Source organism: Dialister sp. UBA1703, from assembly GCA_002320515.1.
Taxonomy (GTDB): Bacteria; Bacillota; Negativicutes; order Veillonellales; family Dialisteraceae; genus Dialister.
In genome coordinates this window covers 1-3,404 of sequence record DCJJ01000013.1, presented here as the reverse complement: position 1 = coordinate 3,404, position 3,404 = coordinate 1, and the positions used below count along the sequence as shown (strand labels likewise).

Here is a 3,404-nt window from a genome sequence, read left to right as displayed (position 1 = left end):
CCCTGAATAGGGTGGCAAGCGAACACGATTCGTAGGGGAGCGGCAGCGACCTGAGAATCGTGTGAGACGCTTTCCCGTGGAGGAGCCCCGCGAAGCGGGATAGGGGGAGGCCACCGGAGGTGGCCAATTCAGCAGAAAGTACAGTGTGATTTATGTAGCAGGAGGGTAATCCCGTAACGTCTTGCGTCCCCTTGAGGGGAAGAGGGCCACGGAGTGGCGCAGGGTGTGCAAGCGAACTGGATTCATAGGGGAGAGAAGCGACCCGCGAATCCAGTGAGACGCCATCCAGCGAAGTCGGTGTGTACGAGGCTGAACTGAGAAATGATACTCTATGCGGTCGTGACTGCCAAAAGGCAGCTTTCTGCAGGGAGATTTGAGGGCTCCCTTTCACTGGCTCCATAAAGCTATGAATTCATGCCGGCTTGTACCTCCGCTCGAAATGACGGGGGAGCCATAGTGGCACATATGCAAGTCCGGTAACACTGACTTTATATTTATAGCCGCCAAAGGCGGCTATCCACAACCCTCAGCAGCGGAGCTGCTGTTAAACCTAAGAACCCTTGGGCCCGGAGGGCCCATCAATCTTAAGAACCTTTCAGGCTCCACAGTCGTATTTCTCTTGAAATCATATATAATTTTTGCTATGATACATGGTGATTTGATTTCGTCAATCTTTCCGTATTCCTGTTTCGGGAATAGGGAATATCCTTGGAATAAAATGATTATCAGCTGAAAGATTTCTTTGATTTTTAAGTAACAGGAGTGATTCCTTTTGGAAAAATTAGTGATTCATGGCGGCCGTCCTCTTCATGGACATGTCCGCGTTTCCAGTGCGAAAAATGCGGTTCTTCCTATCATCGTAGCCACCCTTCTTCCGAACACCCCCGCGTCCATTGTGGATGCGCCGAATCTGGATGATGTGACTACCATCTGCAGTGTTCTGGAGTCTCTGGGTGTGAAGGTGAAGCGGGAAGACAATGTCCTTACCTTTGATGCATCCATGCTGGACAAGACGGAGGCTTCCTATGAACTCATGAGCAAAATGAGGGCTTCTTTCCTCATCATGGGTCCGCTCCTTGCCAAAATGGGCCATGCGAAGATTGCGCTCCCGGGAGGCTGCATGATCGGCAGCCGTCCCATCGATCTTCATCTCAAGGCTTTTGAAGCCATGGGGGCTGAAATCAATGTGGGCAATGGGTTTGTGGAAGGCTATGCGCCCCATGGACTGAAGGGAACCACCATTTATCTCGATTTCCCAAGCGTAGGGGCTACGGAAAATATCCTCATGGCTGCCGCTACGGCGGAAGGCCGCACCATCATTGAAAATGCGGCGGAGGAACCGGAAATCGTGGATCTTGTCACTTTCCTGAACTCCATGGGCGCCAATATCAAAGGCGCCGGCACGAATATCATCCGTGTGGAAGGGGTGAAGGAGCTGGACGGCGTTTCCCATACCGTCATCCCGGACCGTATCGAAGCAGGCACCTTCATGATCGGCGCAGCCATGGTAGGCGGCGACGTGGTCATTGACAATGTGCTTACGGAACACCTGAAGCCTCTTCTGGCCAAGCTGAATGAAGCAGGGGTGAAGGTGATTAAGGATATCGACAGTGTCCGTGTTATCAGCGACGGCCATATCCGTTCCACCGACATCAAAACTCTTCCTTATCCCGGATTCCCGACGGACCTGCAGGCCCAGTTCATGGCCCTTATGACCATCGGCAACGGCGTCAGCAAGATTACGGAAACGGTATTTGAAAACCGTTTCATGCATGTAGGGGAACTGCAGCGCATGGGCGCTTCCATCCAGGTGGAGGGCAGATGCGCCATCGTCCAGGGGGTACCCTTCCTGAACGGTGCCTTCGTAAGAGCCACGGACCTTCGCGCCGGGGCCGCCCTCACCATTGCAGGCCTGGCAGCCCACGGGGAAACGGAAGTAGGGGAACTTCACCATATTGACCGTGGATATGATCATCTTGTAGAAAAACTGCAGGGGTTAGGAGCGGACATTGTCAGAGTCGACAGGGATTAAACAGTCATCCTCCCAATTTTCCGTCCCTTCAGGGCAGAATTCTCTCATCGACTGGATCGGCTCCCTGGGGTCGGAAGATATCGGCGTGGATATCGGAACGTCGAATATCGTTCTTTTCATCAAACACAAGGGCCTCGTATTTCCTGAGGCCTCTGTCATTGCCAAAAACAGGGTAACCGGGGAGTACTTTGCCTACGGCACAAAGGCAGAGGAAATGGAAGGCAAAACGCCGCCGGAAATCGTCATCAGCCGCCCTATGAAGGAGAGTGCTATTGTAGACTACAGCGGCACTGCCTATCTTCTAAACTCCATCGTGAACCGCTCCTACCTGAAGGGCATGTTCTTCCATCCAAGGCTCATTATGTGCGTGCCCAAGGGCATCAACAGCGTGCAGAGAAGAGCCCTTCTGGAAGCGGCGGTGGCTGTAGGCGCCAGAAAGACGGTGCTCATCGACCAGCCCCTGGCGGCCATGATGGGCATGGGACTGGAAGACCACCAGAAAGAAGGCACCATGATCGTGGACATGGGCGGCGGCTCCACCAAGATTTCCGTCCTGTCCAAACAGGGCATCGTGGTGAGCCATTTTTCCAGGGAATCGGGAAACAGCATGGACATGGCCATCCTTACCGCCATACGGGATAAATACCATATCCGTATCGGCCGCAAAGAGGCGGAAAGCCTCAAAATCGCCCTGGGCGCCTCCTGGGACCTGGACAGCCAGCCCAGAATCGCAGAAACCTCGGGGCTCTCCATCGTCTCCGGCCTGCCGGTGAAGATGGCAGTCACCAGTGAAGATATAGCAGGAGCGCTGAATCCTATCCTCTATAAAATCTTCACCCACATCCGTGACGTACTCCAACGTACCCCGCCGGCCCTCCTGGCATCCATCCGGGAAAACGGCATCATGATGGTAGGCGGAGGCTCCCAGCTTCGGGGACTGGCCGACCTCATCACCAGAGTCATAGGCGTCCCAGCAAGGGTGGCAGACCGCCCCTCCTACGTCAACGCCGTAGGAGCAGGTTCCGCATTAAACTATATCAACTCCTTCAGAGACTCCCTCCAGGATCTCCATTGAAATCAATACACCATGAAAAGTACGGCTTGGGGAAACCGGCTGTACTTTTTTTGTGGGTTAATAGTGTACTAGTGTAATAGTGTACTAGTGTAATAGTGTACTAGTGTACTAGTGGGCTGGTGTGCTGGTGAACTAGTGTACTAGTGGGCTGGTGGGCTGGTGGGCAGGTAGGACTGCTATCGGCTACCAGCTATCGGTCTTGGTGGGCGCCCCTTAAATAATGTAGGGCGCCAGTTTGTATAAACCCGGTTTAATGGGCTGGTGTATTGGTGAACTAGGGAAGCACTGATTCATTCA

At 53.5% G+C, this 3,404-nt stretch carries 2 protein-coding genes; both read left to right on the top strand.

Annotated elements, in window-relative coordinates; genetic code table 11:
- Window positions 1-772: 772 nt before the first annotated feature.
- Complete coding sequence (gene murA, locus B2Y11_RS00755; RefSeq protein WP_291054845.1) at window positions 773-2,032, top strand: UDP-N-acetylglucosamine 1-carboxyvinyltransferase; 1,260 nt, start codon at window positions 773-775, stop codon at window positions 2,030-2,032.
- Window positions 2,010-3,107, top strand: coding sequence for a rod shape-determining protein (locus tag B2Y11_RS00750; protein WP_291054843.1), 1,098 nt, complete (start codon window positions 2,010-2,012; stop codon window positions 3,105-3,107). The genes murA and B2Y11_RS00750 overlap by 23 nt, the downstream gene beginning before the upstream one ends.
- Window positions 3,108-3,404 lie beyond the last annotated feature (297 nt).